Source organism: Amphritea sp. GJ51-11, assembly GCF_055808735.1.
In genome coordinates, this window is record NZ_CM147881.1 from 2,824,641 (window position 1) to 2,839,076 (window position 14,436).

Below are 14,436 nucleotides of genomic sequence, written 5' to 3' on the forward strand. Positions count from 1 at the left end.
ATTGACGATTTTTAAACATCAAAACAGAGTAAAAATACTTAATCCTCAGTTTTGAAAGGTAATGTTTGCACTCTCACTTCAAATTATCGTAGGGTATAAACAGACGCGAAACAGTAATCAACAAGAACCAACGACAGATTTTAAGCTTGCGGATCACAACCCATAAATTGTAGAGAGGCATAATAACAAATGGAAAATTCAGCTTCCAATGAGGCTTTTGTACGGTTTGACGGAGTTCAGAAAAGCTACGATGGCAAGATTCTCGTAGTAAAAGATTTGAATATTGATGTCCCACGCGGTGAATTTTTAACCATGCTTGGGCCATCCGGCTCAGGGAAAACCACATCGCTGATGATGTTGGCCGGTTTTGAAACAGCGACCCATGGTGATATCTATCTGGATGGCCGTTCAATCAACAATGTAGCGCCCCATAAACGCGGCATCGGCATGGTTTTCCAAAACTATGCGTTATTTCCCCATATGACCGTGGCAGAAAACCTCGCCTTTCCTCTTAAAGTTCGTAACATGGGTAAATCGGAGATCGAAGAGCGCGTTAATAAAGCCTTGGATATGGTTGAACTCGGTAGCTTTGGCGATCGTCGTCCCGCACAGTTATCCGGAGGTCAACAACAGCGAGTCGCGGTTGCCCGTGCCCTAGTATTTGAACCCGATTTGATTCTAATGGACGAACCACTCGGTGCGCTGGATAAGAATCTGCGGGAACAGATGCAATACGAAATCAAGCATATTCATGAACGATTGGGCGTAACCGTCGTCTATGTGACCCATGACCAATCTGAAGCACTCACGATGTCGAATCGAATCGCCGTTTTCAACGACGGTATCATTCAACAACTCGCCCCACCCACCGAGCTCTACGAAAAACCGACTAACTCCTTTGTTGCCCAGTTTATTGGTGAAAACAATAAGTTATCCGGTATTTTACAATCTACACAAGACGGCATTTGCACCGTTCGTCTACCTAGTGGCGAGTTAGTTACCGCCCTGGATATCAACACCGACGATATTGGTAAAGAAAGCACCCTATCACTCCGACCTGAGCGCGTTTTTCTTGATCCGGTTGAAGGTCAGTGTGACAACGTATTCACGGGTAAAGTCGAGGAAGTTATCTACCTAGGAGATCATAAGCGGGTTCGTATGAATGTCTGCGGCCACGATGAATTTATCGTCAAAGTACCGAATTCTACAGACCATAAAGGATTGCAAGTTGGCGGCACCGCCCCTATCGGTTGGTCGTCTAAAGACTGTAGGGCGTTGGATACGATCTGACCAGGATCAAATGTCATTGCTACTGAAAAACAATAAAGGCTACATCATAGTTATGATGAGCGAATAAACAGCGTCTTCATGAAGAAGATGTCATGTCATTAAAGCCCGAGAGGAAATGCCAAATGAAGAAATTTTCCAAACTATCATCTGTCCTAGCACTAGGTGCTGCTGTATGCGTGGGCTCTGCAACTGCAGCCGAACCACTAACGGTCGTATCATGGGGTGGAGCGTACACAAAATCCCAACGGATGGCCTACAGTGATCCGTTCACTGCAAAAACAGGCATTAAGATTGTCGATGAAGATAAATCAGGTAATGGTCTAGCGGGTCTTCGTGCACAAACAGAAGCCGGCAATGTAACCTGGGATGTACTGGATATTCTGGAAGGTGACGCAATTCTGGCGTGTGATGAAGGTATTGCACAAGAATTGGATTATGAAAAAGATCTAAACCCTGGTGCTGACGGCACGCCAGTAATGGAAGACTTTGTTGAAGGTTCTCTTTCTGGTTGCTACGTTCCAACTATCGTTTACGCCACACTGTTCTCTTTCAACGATAAAGCATTCCCAGGTGAAAAGCCGAAAACGATTGCTGATGTATTCAACGTCAAAAAATTCCCAGGTAAGCGCGCCTTTGAGAAAAAACCTGATGCTAACCTAGAGTGGGCTCTCGCCGCTGATGGCGTACCTTATGATCAAGTTTACGATGTACTCGGCACGCCTGAAGGTGTAGAACGTGCTTTCGCTAAACTGGATACCATCAAAGATTCTATCATCTGGTGGGATGCTGGTGCTCAACCACCACAGCTGCTAGCCGATGGTGAAGTTGCAATCGCGTCTGCTTATAACGGTCGTATCTTTAACGCTCAAGTTGTAGAAAACCAGCCGTTCACTATTATTTGGGACGGTCAGGTTTATGAGCTAGATGGCTATATTATTCCAAAAGGTGCGCCACATAAGAAAGCGGCAATGGACTACTTGCGTTTCGCTACTGACACGCAACGTCTAGCCGACCAGACTAAATACATCTCTTACGGTCCAGCGCGTAAATCCTCTGCACCACTGGTTTCTACTCATGCGGAAACCGGTGTAGAAATGGCTCCCCACATGCCAACTACGCCAGTTAACTTCAAGACTCCTATTAAGAAAAATGCTGAATTCTGGGCTGATAACGGTGACGAACTACGTCAACGCTTTAACGCTTGGTTAGTACAATAAGAACGTAAATGTTGGGGGGCTGCCAAGCCCCTTTATGAGTTAAAGGCTGATTTTCGAGTCATGATTTGATCGATCATCTAACCACACGATCAGATGATGATTCATTATTATCAACGGTAAGACGCACAATCAACCGCCATTTTAATTCATCTTCAAAAAAGGGTTTGTATTCCTCATGATGGCAAATACTGTCGAGGCCGAAGGCCAATTAACCCCGGACGAACAGAAACGCTTAACCTCGGATATGCATCGCTCACTGCGCCGCAAAAAAATCCGCGCCCTGTTTCTGGTAGCACCGCTGCTTATCTTTATCATGGTCACCTTTGTTTCACCTATCGCAACCATGCTATTCCGGTCGATAGATAACCCTCAGGTCTCCGAGTATATGCCGAACACCACCGCAGCATTAGCTGACTGGGATGGTGATAGCAACGAACTACCAGATGAAGCAACCTATGCCGCACTGGTTGAAGACTTGGTAGTGGGTCGTAAAAACCATACCATTGGTAAAGCGGCTACCCGACTTAATTATGAAAAAAGCCAGATGCGTAGCCTGTTAACAGGCACCGCGCGTAAAGCTGCTAGACTCAAACCGCCATACAAAGCCCAACTGATCAAAATCAACAAAGGTTGGGGCGATATTGACAACTGGCGAGTCATTAAACGCGAATCTAAACCCTATACCGCGTCGTATTACATTGCAGCATTCGATATGGAAACCACCCCCGAGGGTGAAATCAGAATGCTACCGGAGAATCAGCGTGTCTATCTGCAGATGCTCTGGCGAACCGTCTGGATGTCCGTGGTCATCACCTTATTGACCTTGCTGCTCGGCTATCCGGTTTCCTATCTGCTGGCATCACTTCCCATGCGCGTAGCCAACACCCTGATGATCTTGGTACTACTCCCCTTCTGGACCTCTCTGTTGGTACGAACCTCATCCTGGATCGCGTTACTTCAGGGCCAAGGGGTAATTAATGACATTCTCGTCTGGTTCGGCCTAGTCAATGATGAGAGCCGGCTGAGTATGATCTACAACGCCACCGGTACCGTCATCGCTATGACTCATATACTGCTGCCGTTTATGATTCTGCCTCTTTATTCAGTGATGAAGACGATTCCACCAAGCTATATGCGGGCCGCCCGTTCCCTTGGTGCAACCCCCTTTACCGCATTCGTTAAGGTTTACCTACCTCAATCAGTGCCCGGTATTTCTGCGGGTGCCATCTTGGTGTTTATTCTCGCGATTGGTTACTACATCACCCCTGCATTGGTGGGTGGTCAAACCGGACAGTTTATCGGCAATATGATTGCATACCATATGCAAAGTTCGCTTAACTGGGGTCTTGCTGCCGCACTCGGTGTGGTACTGCTAGCACTCGTCTTAGGTATCTATGCCCTTTACAGCCGTCTCTTTGGCGGAAACAATCAGATGACGTTGAGGTAAGATTATGGCTCTTCCATCATATGCCGGCCCCTTAGAAACATTCTGGTACTATGCGTTTCGTGTTTTTTGCGGCATGGTGTTTATTTTTCTGATCACGCCATTGCTGATCATCATCCCATTGTCATTCAATATCGAGCCCTACTTCAGTTTTACTGAAGGGATGTTGGCGTTCGACCCTGATGCCTATTCGTTTCGTTGGTATGAGGAGTTTTTTGGCAGTGAGCGTTGGATGGCAGCGATCAAGAACACCTTTATTGTGGCGATCTGCTCGACCTTCCTCTCAATGGTGCTGGGTACCCTGGCAGCATTAGGCTTGAGTCGTTCAGAACTACCCTTTAAAGGTCTGATCATGGGATTACTGATCTCCCCGATGATCGTACCGCTGATTATATCAGCCGCGGGCATGTTCTTTTTCTACTCATCAATGGGTGTATCACAGAGCTATCTGGGCTTAATCCTTGCTCATACAGCACTAGGTACTCCTTTTGTGGTGATTACGGTGACAGCGACACTCAGCGGCTTTGACTATAACTTAGTCAGAGCAGCTAACAGCCTTGGTGCTTCTCCAACCTATGCATTCTTTAAAATCACTGTACCGCTAATTATGACCGGTGTTATTTCAGGCGGCTTGTTCGCCCTAATGACTTCAGTGGATGAAGTGGTTGTCGCGATCTTTATTGCGGGCGCTGAACAGCGAACTGTACCGATGCAGATGTGGGCAGGTATTCGTGAGCAAATTAGCCCAACGATCTTGGCTGTTGCAACCTTGCTGGTTTGTATGTCTATCTTGCTGCTAAGCACTGTGGAATACCTACGTCGTCGCTCCGAAGCGATTCGCGGTATCAGCGCGCATTAATCACTGATTTCAGCTTAAAGCAAAAAAGTCACTGGCAGCTCTCGCTCCCAGTGACTTTTTTATATCACCACGTTATTAAATAGCTATTTTCTCAAGCGGGCTAACACTGCCTTCGCTACCAGCGTTGAAGAGGCTGGGTTCTGGCCGGTAATCAATAAACCATCTTCAATCAGATAGGGCCCCCAGTCTGGTCCCTGAGAATAAACACCGCCGCGCTGTTTCAGCTCGTCTTCTAACAGGAATGGCACTACCTCTGTTAAGCCTACCGCTGCTTCTTCAGTATTCGTAAAGCCTGTAACCTTCTTGTTCTTAACCAGCGGTTCGCCCGCTTCATCTTTGGTGTTTAACAAAACACTCGGTGCATGACAGACTGCTGACACAGGCTTGCCTTGACGAGCAAAGGTTTCAATCAAGGCAATAGAAGCTTTATTCTGAGTCAGATCCCACATTGGCCCATGGCCACCGGGATAAAAGATTGCATCGTAATCATCGGCAGAAACGCTGCTTAATGGTAACGTGTTGGCCAGCTTTTGTTGCAGCTCAGCATCCTGATCAAAACGACGAGTATCCTCGGTCTGGAAATCTTCCAGTGCACTTTTAGGATCGATCGGTGGTTGACCACCGGCAGGCGACGCCAAGGTAATATTAACGCCAGCGTCCGCTAGAACGTAATAAGGTGCAGCAAATTCCTCAACCCAGAAACCCGTTTTCTCACCGGTATTACCCAATTCATCATGTGACGTCAGTACAAATAAAATATTCATCGTAATCTTTCCTTTCTGTCGGGCGATCAAATTTCAGACCAGCCCGCACTTTAATTAATCATCGAATGCTCAACTGAACCACAGACTGCCTAAGCCAGTTTCACCAACATCTTGCCGGTATTCTCACCCTTAAATAGGCCAATAAAGGCATCGGGCGCTTGTTCAATACCGTTATAAACCGTTTCTTTCCAAGTGATTTTTCCCGCTTCGATCCACTGAGTCATCTGCTCAACAAACGCGGGATACCCATCCCAATGCTCAAACACGATAAAGCCCTGAACTTTGAGTTTCTTAATAATCAATTGGGATAAATTCGCTGGCCCAGCCTGTGGCGTGGTGGCGTTGTACTGATCGATCATGCCGCAAACAGCGATACGCCCATGATCATTCATCAGGTTTAATACTGCTTCTAGGTGAGCACCGCCGACATTCTCAAAATAGACATCAATGCCTTCAGGGCAAGCCTTGGCAATGCTGTCCTGCAGATCGTCAGTGGTTTTATAGTTAACCACCGCATCGACATTCAGTTCATCTAGCAGATAACGGGCTTTAGCCTCAGAACCTACACTGCCAGCCACGTAGCAACCCTTCAGTTTAGCGATCTGACACACCATCGCACCAACAGCACCAGACGCCGCTGAAACAAAGACTCGGTCTCCTGCCTTGAGTTCGGCAATCTTAGTCAATCCAGTAAATGCCGTCATACCCGTCATCCCCAGCACACTTAGAAAAGCTTGATCGGCAATCTCAGTTTGCGGTAACAACTGAATATCATCACCAGCGGAGGTAAAATATTCCCGCCAGCCATTCATACTGGACACCTTACGGCCCACGGTAAAATCAGCGTTACGAGATTCAACAATTTCACCTACCGCACCACCACCAAGTGCGGCATTCAGAGCGAAAGGTTCGATATAACTTGCACGCTCCATCATCCGACCCCGCATATAAGGATCCACCGACAGCCATAGATTCTTAACCAACACTTCGCCCTCTTTTAACTCAGGTACCGGGTGGCTAACGAGCTGAAAATCATCCTTAGTCGGCATACCGACAGGACGACGAACAAGTTGGATTTCACGATTAGATTCAATATACATGCGGCACCTTACGTAGAACATTGTCTGATAATGTTGATTAGTCTATGCTTCCTCTCTACATGCATCCAATGCATTGGGTAAATATCTAACATAAATAGAAATCATGAATGAACATAAACAACCTAACGACTACCGACCTCAACCTTCTGCCTGTTTTTCAAGTGCTCCTTGAAGAACGCAGTGTCACTCGAGCGGCAGGCCGATTAAACCTGACCCAACCCGCTATCAGCCGCAACCTAGCGCGGCTGCGAACACTCTTTAACGACCCGTTATTTACCCGCACTCCAAAAGGCTTAATCCCAACACCTCGCGCAGAGATGCTCGCATTGCAGTTACGCCAATCGTTACAAGACTTAAGTCACCTAATCAGCCCTGCCGTTTTCACACCTGAAAGCGCAACCAAAAACTTCAGATTAGCCACCACCGATTACGGCGCACAGGTACTTTTACCACCGGTCATAAAACGGTTGCGCACTGAAGCACCGGGGGTCAATTTAGAAATTGTGCCCTGGCAAGAGAGCCTCTTACAGGAACTGGATCAACATGATATTGATCTGGCCACCTGCACGGTGGAAGATGCCCCAGCCGCGATTCATGGCCGTGGTGTGGGAAGTGATCGGTTTGTCTGTGTGGTGCGAGACAACCATCCCGCCGCTGAACAACCACTGGATTTAGAACACTACGCTAACTATCCCCATGCTTTAATCACCATGGGCGGAGCACGCAAAGGCGCTATCGATTATCTATTGGAGGAACGTGGGCTAAAACGACGTATCGCCCTGCGCGTGCCGCACTTTGTTGCGGCGCTGGCCATCATTTCACAAAGTGACATGATTCTCACCGTGCCCTACGGCTTAGCGAGCAGCTTCGCCAAACAATATCAGTTAAAAATTCTGCCCTTTCCGATGCCACAAAAAGGCTTTACCTATTCGATTATCTGGCATGAGCGCTACATCAAAGATCCAGCGCATATGTGGTTAAGAAATCTAGTTTTTGAAGAGTTAACCCACACTTTAGAAGCGCTCAATGTCGGCTTTAGAGTCTCGTAAAACGATAACGCAGTAAAACAGGCACAGTCAGCCAAAATAAAAAATAGTTTAGAATTTAATTCCAAACGTAGCAAAACCCTTAGTCGTTAGCCTTGGCATCAATATAAATAGGGCTTAAATTCAAATCTTCTCCGGTCTCAGCAAAAACAACACGCACAAGTTGACCTTCAACTTTGCTTAAGTCTAATGGGATTTTAAAACCTAGCTGCGCACTTTTAACACCCAAATGTCGAGCAACATCTGGACGGGCAACCTCTGCCGTCGCCGTTGTGATCACGTCACTCCCCAATAAAACCTTAACTTTTATAGGTTTAGAGCTTTTTTGGTTACATGCCCAACCACTCAAACACTGACCATCCCATTGATCAACATGCCCAACAAACGCATCCCTAGCTATTTTTTTGAAAAAGTCCGGAACAGAATAAATATGTTGAACGATACTCAGGTGGCTATATGTCTTAAAATATGTAGATAATTTTAGTAAAAATACTTTAACTTTCCCACTAAGCCCCGTTTGCATCGCGAGCCAAAGCATAAGCATTTCTTTAGAACTAACACTATCGTTGTTTCTTAGAGATCGTAATAATACCTTCGCCTCTTTAACAAAGCCTCCATAATACAAAGACTTCACTTTTAACAATAAATTATTTCCTCTCACCGCATCTGAATCCTCTGTAAACTGAGCCATTACATTACCCATAATGTAATCAACAAAGCTAGAGTCTACATGGCGAAAATCATCACTACGCCAAACGGATGAAGGGTTACTCAGAGTAACAAATTCATAACTTGGAAAATAATTAATATTATTATGTTCACTAACGAGCTCTTCAACAGCAACACGTAATACCGCTTTTGAATAACTATTCGATATAAAAACATCCTGCTCTCGAAAAGTATAAGTCAATGGTATAGGTGAAACAGTCACTAACAACCTAAAACCTGAGTTCAAATTAGCTTTAAGCAGGTCATAAATTGCCGTCAAAAAAAACGATGTCGTTTCGTAATCAAACACATGGAGCTCGAAACGTCCTGGATAACTTTTTATTAGACTGTGGGGGACAGCAACATTCAAATACAGTCCGGTTTCATTATCGTACCAGACTTCACTGACACCCAACGTTAATATAACAACATCAGCATCCTTAACTTTTGCAAAAGCTGAATTAAAAGAATTACGAAAAGTTTTGGCAAACTCTTCACTATAGCTACGCTGCTTTCCTGTTAACTGATAATCCTGAATATTATCCTTACCTGCATGAATTAATGCCTGATCATGGCTGTAAGGCTTCGATGAATCTAACGCCCAGGCTAGCTCATTGTAGATAGAAGCAACATTATATTTATGGAATACTGAATCAGTATTAAGCTGACGGTCAGATGGTGTTGGCAGATCATGAAATATCGACAATACATCATAATTAAGTCGATGCAATGCTTGGCTTATTTCGTTAGCAAAACATGAGCCGATACAAAACACTTTTTCATCCAGATTAATATTAAAGCTAGTCTTTGCGACGGGTGTCGCTATAGGATAAATACGGTCTGGATCTCGCCTAGTAGGCCAACGTTGAGTTTTGTTACGCTGGTTATTCCTTAACCATGCCGTTTCACCAGAGATGATTTCAATCGCCATTTTTTACCTAGATCTATAAACGTAATAAATTTCAAAAACCTGATGGATATTAACAGGCATTAGACTCAATGTCCTAAAAACCGAATCGACTCACCAACGTTCAAATGGCATGACCAACCCTGCTTATCATTAAAGATGCATGCATCTTACAGTAAAAAACTCCCCGCTAGGCGCGGGGAGTTTATCCACTAATCACAGTGCCGCTAACACACCAAAGGTCGCCATGCCGATACCCGCTAGCCGGGTCAACATTCCCATACGGTAGTGATCAGCCAGTTGCCCTAAACGAGTGCCCACAAATAACAATGCGGAGGTGCTGATAAGGAAGCCGGCAATATAAGCGAATGGGCTGGCAGCCAACGGCAATTCCGCACCATGTGCCAATCCATGAAACAGCGCAAAGCCTGCCGCGACGGAAATGCCGGTGGTTAATGAAAGACGCACAGCAAGGCTTAACAGAATACCACCTGCTATCACAGAGACTAAAATTCCCTGCTCGACTAACGGCACCGCAACGCCGGCCAGTCCCAGCAAGGTTCCACCCACCATTGTTAACAGAAATGCGCCGGCTATCGCCATACCGGCACGGTTGTGGCTCAGACGAGTGCGACCCGCCGCCAATAATCCAACCGCTAACATCACCAACAGATGATCAGCGCCAGACAAGGGGTGCAGCATCCCCTGTACAAAACCAGACACTTCATGGCCGGTATGCGCCATTGCTGACAGCGGTACTAGACCCGCAGCTAAGGTTAACAGACATAACTGATTGCGTTTATTCATGATGTGATCCTTAAACTTTTTAGTAACAATCAAACTGGTTTATAACAACCAAGTTTTCTAACAATAATTAAACATTTCTAATGCAATCAAACAACGGCCTTAACCGGTGGTAAAGGCTTCAAATCCAGCATCCCTTCAGAGACGATAAACTCTATGATTTGTTGCAACCCTTCAGCTTTTTTAAGATTGGAGAACACAAAGGGACGCTCACCGCGCATCCGTTTCGCATCCACATCCATTACCTCTAGTGACGCACCTACCAGCGGTGCTAGATCTGTTTTGTTGATAATCAGCAGATCTGAACGAGTAATACCCGGGCCACCTTTACGGGGAATCTTATCACCGGCAGACACATCAATAACGTAGATCGTTAAATCCGACAGTTCTGGGCTAAAGGTTGCGCTGAGATTATCCCCACCGCTCTCAACAAACACCACATCGAGTTCACCATGGCGTGCGATCAGCTGGTCAATCGCCGCAAGGTTCATTGAGGCATCTTCTCTAATCGCCGTATGTGGACAACCACCGGTTTCAACACCGATAATCCGGTCCGCATCGAGCGCTTCATGTTCGGTCAAAAACTTAGCATCTTCCTGAGTATAAATATCGTTGGTCACCACGGCGATATCATAATGCTCACGCATCGCCGAACAGAGTGAACGTAACAATGCGGTTTTGCCCGAACCGACTGGGCCGCCAACCCCCACCCGCAAAGTTTGTTTTGGTGTCGCTATCTGTGTGCTCACTGTCACTCTCCTGAATATCACCACTCGCCCTGTGTTTCGATCAGGAACGAAATAATCTTGAATACTGTGTCTCATGGCCTGCACTGGCAATCGCCAATGCCTGTAGCCCATTACCTATACCATCATCGGCGATCAACGCCGCCTGACTCACCGCTTGAGGTAACAGCGGTTGTAACTCAACTAATAACTGCTGCGCCTGTGTCTGACCGAGTGGCACTAGCTTAGTGGCCGCCGCCACCTGATTTTCCAACCATGACCAAAGAAATCCTAAGGCGGTGGTTGGATAATCAATCTGCCAATTTTGCGCCGCCACACCAAACAGCACGACAAAGCTGACATCTTCTGCGGTGGGGAGTGGCTGGGGCTGACCGAGACTAACGAGTAAGCGGTTCATCGCCTCACCCATCGCGCTATCGGTCAACCGCAGTTCACGGGTTTCACGACATGCCAAAGCTAGATCATTACACCATTGCAAGCGTTGATAATCTTGCTGTTCAGTCGCCAGCATCGCCCGTTGTAACAGCGGCAGATCGGTTTGTGCCACCGAATAAAGCAACTGCTGTTCTAACCATTCAGACACCTGCACAGCATTGCGAATCCAACCACGTTCAATGGCGAATTCCAGCCCTTGTGAAAAAGCATAGCCACCCACCGGCAGGCTGACACTGCTTAGCTGCATCAGCCGTAACAACGAGGTATCAGTGGTGGTGATGGCCGCCATGACTATAGGCTCCCGATTCGGGTACAAATACCGCTTGTTGATGGGTCAATTTAAGTCCCAACAACACCAGCATCTCTTCCAATACATGATCGGGCTGCATCTTTAACCAGCGATCGCCCACCTGCAGTTTCACATGGCGGTTACCTAAGTGATAACAGGCCCGAGCGAAGGTATGCCAATCGTCACACTCCGCATAGGTGACCGCTTCGACTGCGCCTTCCACCTGAATATATTTACCGCAGCGGGTTTTTAAATATTCGCCCACCTGTAACGGCTTGCCCCGTTCCAAAAACAACCGAATCTCTTCGCCATTCTCACCGGTCAACTTCAGCCGACCACGATCACGTTGTTCTTGATTCAATATCACAGTGGTATACACCACACCATGACAGTGATCGCCTAAACGCTCATATACTTCAAGCATCCGATCTCCTTACTGCTAATTCGCTTAAAAACGGTCTTCATGATTAAAACAGGTTATATAGCTGGGCCAACGGCAGCACGTCGGCGGGTTCACAGGTGAGTAACTCACCATCCGCCCGCACCTCATAGGTCTGCGGATCAACGGTAATGGTCGGCATCCAGCTGTTGTGAATCATATCTTTCTTACCGATATTGCGGGTGTTACAACAGGCCACCAGCCGACGATTCAAGCCCAGCTGCGTACCAATATCCCGTTCCAATGCAGCACCCGATACAAAAGTGACTGAGATTTTAGCCGGTGCCTGCCCATAGGATCCAAACATCGGCCGGTAATGTACCGGCTGAGGGGTTGGAATCGATGCATTAGGGTCGCCCATCGGCGCCGCGGCAATCATCCCCCCTTTAATAATCAACGAGGGTTTCACGCCAAAGAAAGCGGGCTTCCATAGCACCAGATCTGCCAGTTTACCCGGTTCAATAGAGCCGACTTCATGGGAAATACCGTGGGCAATCGCCGGATTAATGGTGTATTTAGCAATATAGCGGCGTGCCCGAAAGTTATCACAGCCCCGCTCCTCATCTTCAGGCAACAGACCAAACTGGGTTTTCATCTTATGAGCTGTTTGCCAAGTACGGGTCACGACCTCACCCACGCGTCCCATCGCCTGCGAGTCTGAGGAGATCATGCTAAACGCACCGCGATCATGGAAGAGATCTTCAGCGGCGATGGTTTCTTTCCGAATACGGGAATCGGCAAAGGCCACATCTTCGGGGATATTACTGTCCAAATGGTGACACACCATCAGCATATCGAGATGTTCATCGACGGTATTCCGGGTAAAGGGCCGAGTTGGGTTGGTCGATGACGGTAGCACATTGGGATACGCGCAGGCACGGATAATATCCGGTGCATGACCACCGCCCGCCCCTTCAGTGTGATAGGTGTGGATAACTCGGTCTTTAAAGGCCGCCAAGGTATCATCAACAAAGCCTGACTCGTTCAGGGTATCGGTATGAATCGCTACCTGAACATCATATTTATCGGCCACCGATAGGCAGTTATCGATCGAGGCCGGCGTAGTACCCCAATCTTCATGGAGCTTCAAACCACAGGCACCCGCTTCCAACTGATCTTCAAGTGGTTTTGGCAAACTACCATTACCCTTGCCAAGAAAACCAAAGTTCATCGGCATCGAATCGGTTGCCTGTAACATCTTGCCGATATTCCACGGCCCCGGCGTACAGGTAGTCGCATTCGTGCCGGTCGCTGGGCCAGTACCGCCACCGAGCATAGTGGTAACACCGGACATCAATGCCTCATCGATCTGTTGAGGACAGATAAAATGGATATGGGCATCGATACCACCGGCGGTGAGAATACTACCTTCTCCGGCGATCACTTCTGTGCCTGGGCCAATCACAATATCGACGTCGTCCTGAGTGTCTGGATTACCCGCTTTACCGACTTTAAAAATACGGCCTTCACGGATACCGACATCGCCTTTCACAATCCCCCAGTGATCCAGTACCAGTGCATTGGTGATCACGAGATCGACGCAGATATCATTGCAAAACTGGCTCTGCCCCTGCCCATCACGAATCACCTTACCGCCGCCAAACTTAACCTCATCACCATAGGTCGTGAAATCTTTCTCGACCTCTATCCACAGTTCGGTATCCCCGAGTCGCACTCGGTCACCGGTGGTAGGGCCAAACATCTGTGCATAAGCCGCCCGATCAATCTTGGTCATACGTCTGTCTCCTCGGCATCCAGCTTACCCATCACTTCACCACGAAAGCCATAGATCGTGCGGCTACCCGCATATTCGACGAGCTCGACATTGCGTCCCTGCCCCGGTTCAAAGCGTACCGCGGTGCCGGAGGCAATATTAAGACGAAAGCCTCGAGCCTTAGAGCGGTCAAACTCCAACGCGGGGTTAACCTCAAAAAAATGATAGTGAGAGCCGATCTGCACCGGACGGTCACCGCGGTTTTCGACCCGCAGAGACACCGTTTTACGCCCCTCATTAAGCTGGATATCGCCTTTAACAGACTGAATTTCACCGGGAATCATCATATTCTCCTATCAGCAGATCGGGTTGTGTACGGTCACCAGTTTGGTGCCATCGGGAAAGGTCGCTTCCACTTGAACTTCATGAATCAGCTCCACCACGCCGGGCATCACCTGGTCAGCGGTCAGTAGCGTTTTGCCATACCCCATCAACTCGGCAACGGTTTTACCATCCCGTGCGCCTTCTATGATTTCCATGGTTAGATAAGCCATCGCTTCGGGGTAGTTTAATTTCAAGCCCCGGTTCAGACGCCGTTCGGCCAGTAATGCCGCGGTAAAGACCAGCAGTTTGTCTTTCTCTCTTGGAAGCAGTTCCATAATCTATCCTTTTTA

15 protein-coding genes are annotated in these 14,436 nt (G+C 47.5%); 5 read left to right on the forward strand and 10 right to left on the reverse strand.

Annotated elements, in window-relative coordinates; genetic code table 11:
• Positions 1 to 189: 189 nt before the first annotated feature.
• From AC0L4K_RS12670 to AC0L4K_RS12685, 4 genes are all read left to right on the forward strand, one after another.
• Positions 190 to 1,290 carry an ABC transporter ATP-binding protein gene (locus AC0L4K_RS12670; RefSeq protein WP_417224060.1) on the forward strand — a complete coding sequence of 367 codons (1,101 nt, stop codon included), beginning with the start codon at positions 190 to 192 and terminating at the stop codon, positions 1,288 to 1,290.
• Between the two features lie 122 nt (positions 1,291 to 1,412).
• On the forward strand, positions 1,413 to 2,507 hold the full coding sequence (locus AC0L4K_RS12675) for an ABC transporter substrate-binding protein (RefSeq protein WP_473266466.1): 1,095 nt from the start codon (positions 1,413 to 1,415) through the stop codon (positions 2,505 to 2,507).
• 175 nt (positions 2,508 to 2,682) lie between these two features.
• On the forward strand, positions 2,683 to 3,954 hold the full coding sequence (locus AC0L4K_RS12680) for an ABC transporter permease (protein WP_417224064.1): 1,272 nt from the start codon (positions 2,683 to 2,685) through the stop codon (positions 3,952 to 3,954).
• Positions 3,955 to 3,958: 4 nt separating this feature from the next.
• Positions 3,959 to 4,810 carry an ABC transporter permease gene (locus tag AC0L4K_RS12685; RefSeq protein WP_417224066.1) on the forward strand — a complete coding sequence of 284 codons (852 nt, stop codon included), beginning with the start codon at positions 3,959 to 3,961 and terminating at the stop codon, positions 4,808 to 4,810.
• 83 nt (positions 4,811 to 4,893) lie between these two features.
• On the opposite strand, the gene AC0L4K_RS12690 is transcribed toward AC0L4K_RS12685, so the two are convergent.
• Together AC0L4K_RS12690 and AC0L4K_RS12695 are read right to left on the reverse strand one after the other, a co-directional pair.
• Positions 4,894 to 5,574 (reverse strand): type 1 glutamine amidotransferase domain-containing protein, encoded by a 681-nt coding sequence (locus AC0L4K_RS12690; RefSeq protein ID WP_417224067.1) that lies wholly within the window; start codon positions 5,572 to 5,574, stop codon positions 4,894 to 4,896.
• 89 nt (positions 5,575 to 5,663) lie between these two features.
• A complete protein-coding gene (locus AC0L4K_RS12695) occupies positions 5,664 to 6,674 on the reverse strand; it encodes an NADP-dependent oxidoreductase (RefSeq protein ID WP_473266469.1) in 1,011 nt (336 codons plus the stop codon).
• Positions 6,675 to 6,781: 107 nt separating this feature from the next.
• Between AC0L4K_RS12695 and AC0L4K_RS12700 the strand changes: the two genes are divergently transcribed.
• On the forward strand, positions 6,782 to 7,723 hold the full coding sequence (locus AC0L4K_RS12700) for a LysR family transcriptional regulator (protein ID WP_473266471.1): 942 nt from the start codon (positions 6,782 to 6,784) through the stop codon (positions 7,721 to 7,723).
• A 79-nt stretch (positions 7,724 to 7,802) separates the two neighbouring features.
• Here AC0L4K_RS12700 and AC0L4K_RS12705 read toward each other — a convergent pair whose 3' ends face one another.
• The 8 genes from AC0L4K_RS12705 to AC0L4K_RS12740 all read right to left on the reverse strand — a co-directional run bounded on the left by AC0L4K_RS12705 (position 7,803) and on the right by AC0L4K_RS12740 (position 14,421).
• Positions 7,803 to 9,359, reverse strand: coding sequence for a GSCFA domain-containing protein (locus AC0L4K_RS12705; RefSeq protein WP_417224072.1), 1,557 nt, complete (start codon positions 9,357 to 9,359; stop codon positions 7,803 to 7,805).
• A gap of 192 nt (positions 9,360 to 9,551) precedes the next feature.
• Complete coding sequence (locus tag AC0L4K_RS12710; RefSeq protein WP_473266473.1) at positions 9,552 to 10,142, reverse strand: HupE/UreJ family protein; 591 nt, start codon at positions 10,140 to 10,142, stop codon at positions 9,552 to 9,554.
• 86 nt (positions 10,143 to 10,228) lie between these two features.
• Positions 10,229 to 10,876 carry an urease accessory protein UreG gene (ureG, locus tag AC0L4K_RS12715; protein ID WP_417224500.1) on the reverse strand — a complete coding sequence of 216 codons (648 nt, stop codon included), beginning with the start codon at positions 10,874 to 10,876 and terminating at the stop codon, positions 10,229 to 10,231.
• Positions 10,877 to 10,928: 52 nt separating this feature from the next.
• Positions 10,929 to 11,609, reverse strand: a complete 681-nt coding sequence (locus tag AC0L4K_RS12720; protein WP_417224076.1) for an urease accessory protein UreF — start codon at positions 11,607 to 11,609, stop codon at positions 10,929 to 10,931.
• Complete coding sequence (gene ureE, locus AC0L4K_RS12725) at positions 11,587 to 12,033, reverse strand: urease accessory protein UreE (protein ID WP_417224078.1); 447 nt, start codon at positions 12,031 to 12,033, stop codon at positions 11,587 to 11,589. Before ureE ends, AC0L4K_RS12720 begins: the two co-directional genes overlap by 23 nt.
• 43 nt (positions 12,034 to 12,076) lie before the next feature.
• Positions 12,077 to 13,783: an urease subunit alpha gene (gene ureC / locus AC0L4K_RS12730; RefSeq protein WP_473266475.1), complete on the reverse strand. Its 1,707-nt coding sequence runs from the start codon at positions 13,781 to 13,783 to the stop codon at positions 12,077 to 12,079.
• A complete protein-coding gene (locus tag AC0L4K_RS12735; RefSeq protein ID WP_320137152.1) occupies positions 13,780 to 14,106 on the reverse strand; it encodes an urease subunit beta in 327 nt (108 codons plus the stop codon). Before AC0L4K_RS12735 ends, ureC begins: the two co-directional genes overlap by 4 nt.
• A 12-nt stretch (positions 14,107 to 14,118) precedes the next feature.
• On the reverse strand, positions 14,119 to 14,421 hold the full coding sequence (locus tag AC0L4K_RS12740) for an urease subunit gamma (protein ID WP_215953378.1): 303 nt from the start codon (positions 14,419 to 14,421) through the stop codon (positions 14,119 to 14,121).
• Positions 14,422 to 14,436: the final 15 nt, after the last annotated feature.

Bases quoted from the DNA above. Each gene is read 5' to 3' on its own strand.
- AC0L4K_RS12735 (WP_320137152.1), bottom strand. From the start codon at position 14,106: ATGATTCCCGGTGAAATTCAGTCTGTTAAAGGCGATATCCAGCTTAAT.
- AC0L4K_RS12740 (WP_215953378.1), bottom strand. From the start codon at position 14,421: ATGGAACTGCTTCCAAGAGAGAAAGACAAACTGCTGGTCTTTACCGCG.
- AC0L4K_RS12680 (WP_417224064.1), top strand. From the start codon at position 2,683: ATGATGGCAAATACTGTCGAGGCCGAAGGCCAATTAACCCCGGACGAA.
- AC0L4K_RS12720 (WP_417224076.1), bottom strand. From the start codon at position 11,609: ATGGCGGCCATCACCACCACTGATACCTCGTTGTTACGGCTGATGCAG.
- ureE (WP_417224078.1), bottom strand. From the start codon at position 12,033: ATGCTTGAAGTATATGAGCGTTTAGGCGATCACTGTCATGGTGTGGTG.
- AC0L4K_RS12690 (WP_417224067.1), bottom strand. From the start codon at position 5,574: ATGAATATTTTATTTGTACTGACGTCACATGATGAATTGGGTAATACC.
- AC0L4K_RS12670 (WP_417224060.1), top strand. From the start codon at position 190: ATGGAAAATTCAGCTTCCAATGAGGCTTTTGTACGGTTTGACGGAGTT.
- AC0L4K_RS12710 (WP_473266473.1), bottom strand. From the start codon at position 10,142: ATGAATAAACGCAATCAGTTATGTCTGTTAACCTTAGCTGCGGGTCTA.
- AC0L4K_RS12695 (WP_473266469.1), bottom strand. From the start codon at position 6,674: ATGTATATTGAATCTAATCGTGAAATCCAACTTGTTCGTCGTCCTGTC.
- AC0L4K_RS12685 (WP_417224066.1), top strand. From the start codon at position 3,959: ATGGCTCTTCCATCATATGCCGGCCCCTTAGAAACATTCTGGTACTAT.
- AC0L4K_RS12700 (WP_473266471.1), top strand. From the start codon at position 6,782: ATGAACATAAACAACCTAACGACTACCGACCTCAACCTTCTGCCTGTT.
- AC0L4K_RS12705 (WP_417224072.1), bottom strand. From the start codon at position 9,359: ATGGCGATTGAAATCATCTCTGGTGAAACGGCATGGTTAAGGAATAAC.
- ureC (WP_473266475.1), bottom strand. From the start codon at position 13,783: ATGACCAAGATTGATCGGGCGGCTTATGCACAGATGTTTGGCCCTACC.
- AC0L4K_RS12675 (WP_473266466.1), top strand. From the start codon at position 1,413: ATGAAGAAATTTTCCAAACTATCATCTGTCCTAGCACTAGGTGCTGCT.